This window comes from Micromonospora sp. D75 (assembly GCF_018070405.1).
Taxonomy (GTDB): Bacteria; Actinomycetota; Actinomycetes; order Mycobacteriales; family Micromonosporaceae; genus Micromonospora; species Micromonospora chalcea.
The window spans coordinates 1-1743 of record NZ_JAGPXV010000898.1 but is presented as its reverse complement, the minus strand read 5'-3'; the positions used below and the strand labels follow the sequence as shown (position 1 = coordinate 1743).

General features: G+C 77.1%; 1 protein-coding gene. It reads left to right on the top strand.

Translation table 11 applies throughout. The features are described 5' to 3' along the window. A partial coding sequence (locus KBX39_RS30465) for a polyketide synthase dehydratase domain-containing protein (protein WP_210873858.1) occupies positions 1-1743 on the top strand: 1743 nt, incomplete at both ends.

Genomic DNA, 1743 nt, shown 5'->3' with positions numbered 1-1743 from the left:
GGGGTCAACCGGCCGGCCGCCCTCGGCGCGCTGGACCCGGACACCCTGCGCGCCACGCTGGCGCCGAAGGTGGACGGCCTGGCCAACGTCCTCGCCGCGGTCGAGCCGGACAAGCTGCGGCTGCTGGTGACGTTCGGCAGCGTGATCGGGCGCGGCGGCCTGCCCGGGGAGGCGCACTACGCGCTGGCCAACGACTGGCTGGCCCGGCTGACCGCCGAGGCCGGCCGGCGCTTCACCGGATGCCGCGCCGTCTGTCTGGAATGGTCGGTCTGGTCCGGCGTCGGCATGGGTGAACGGCTCTCCGCCGTCGAGTCGCTGCTGCGCGCCGGCATCACCCCCATCCCGCCGGACGAGGGCGTCCGGCTGCTGCGCCAGGTGCTGGCGCTGCCCCGGCTGCCCGCCTCGGTGGTGGTCACCGGCCGCACCGACGGGCTGGACACGCTGCGGCACGAGCGGCGGGAGCTGCCGCTGCTGCGCTTCCTGGAACGTCCGCTGGTGCAGTACGACGGCGTGGAGCTGGTGGTCGAGGCGGACCTGTCGGCCGAGAGCGACCCGTACCTCGCCGAGCACGACCTGGACGGCAACCTCCTGCTGCCCGCGGTGCTCGGCATGGAGGCGATGGCGCAGGTGGCCACCGCGCTCGCCGGCGCCACCGGCGTGCCCGTGCTGACCGGCGTCAGCTTCCCCCGGCCCGTGGTGGTGGCCCGCGGCGGGCGCGTCACCGTCCGGATCGCCGCGGTGCAGGCCGAGGCGGGCGTGGTGGAGGTGGCGATCCGCAGCGACGAGACGGGCTTCGCGGCCGACCACTTCCGGGGCACCGTCCGCTTCGAGCCGGACGAGGGCGACCGGGAGGCGCCGGGCGTGACCGGAGGGCTGCCGCCGGTGCCACTGGAGCCGGGCCGGGACCTCTACGGTGACCTGCTCTTCCAGGGCGACCGGTTCCGCCGGCTGGTGCGCTACCACCGGGTCGCGTCCCGGCGGGCCGAGGCGGACGTCGCCACCACCGAGGACCTGCGCTGGTTCCACGCGTTCCTGCCGCAGCGGCTGCTGCTCGGCGACGCGGGCGCGCGGGACGCCTTCCTGCACGGCATCCAGGTCTGCGTGCCGGACGCGACGCTGCTGCCGATCGCCGTGGACCGGGTGGAGCCGGCCGGGCCGAAGCTCGCCGCCACCGAGCAGGTCCGCTTCGTGGCGGTGGAGCGGGAGCACCGCGACGACACCTACCGGTACGACGTGACGGTCCTCGGCGCGGCCGGGACGGTGGTGGAACGCTGGCTCGGTCTGCGCCTGCGCGCGGTGCGCCACCGCCCGGCCGCCCTGCCGTGGCCGCCGGCGCTGCTCGGACCGGCGCTGGAGCGGCGGCTGGGCCGGCTGCTCGACGCCGACCTGGCGGTGGTGGTGGAACCGCGTCCGGACCGGACCGGCGGAGCACGACGGGAGGTCACCGCCGTCGCCGTCGGACGGGCCGTGGGACGGCCGGTACGGCTGCGGTACCGGCCGGACGGGCGGCCCGAGGAGGTCAACGGCCGGCACGTCTCCGCCGCCCACAGCGAGGTCGCCAGCCTGCTGGTGGCCGGCGCCGGGCCGCTCGCCTGCGACCTGGAGGTGGTCCGGCCCCGGCCCGCCGAGGTGTGGGCCGACCTGCTCGGCCGGCACGCCGGGCTGGCCGGGCAGATCGCCGCCGACCTCGGCGAGGACGCCGACGTCGCCGCCACCCGGGTCTGGTGCGCCAAGGAGTGCCTG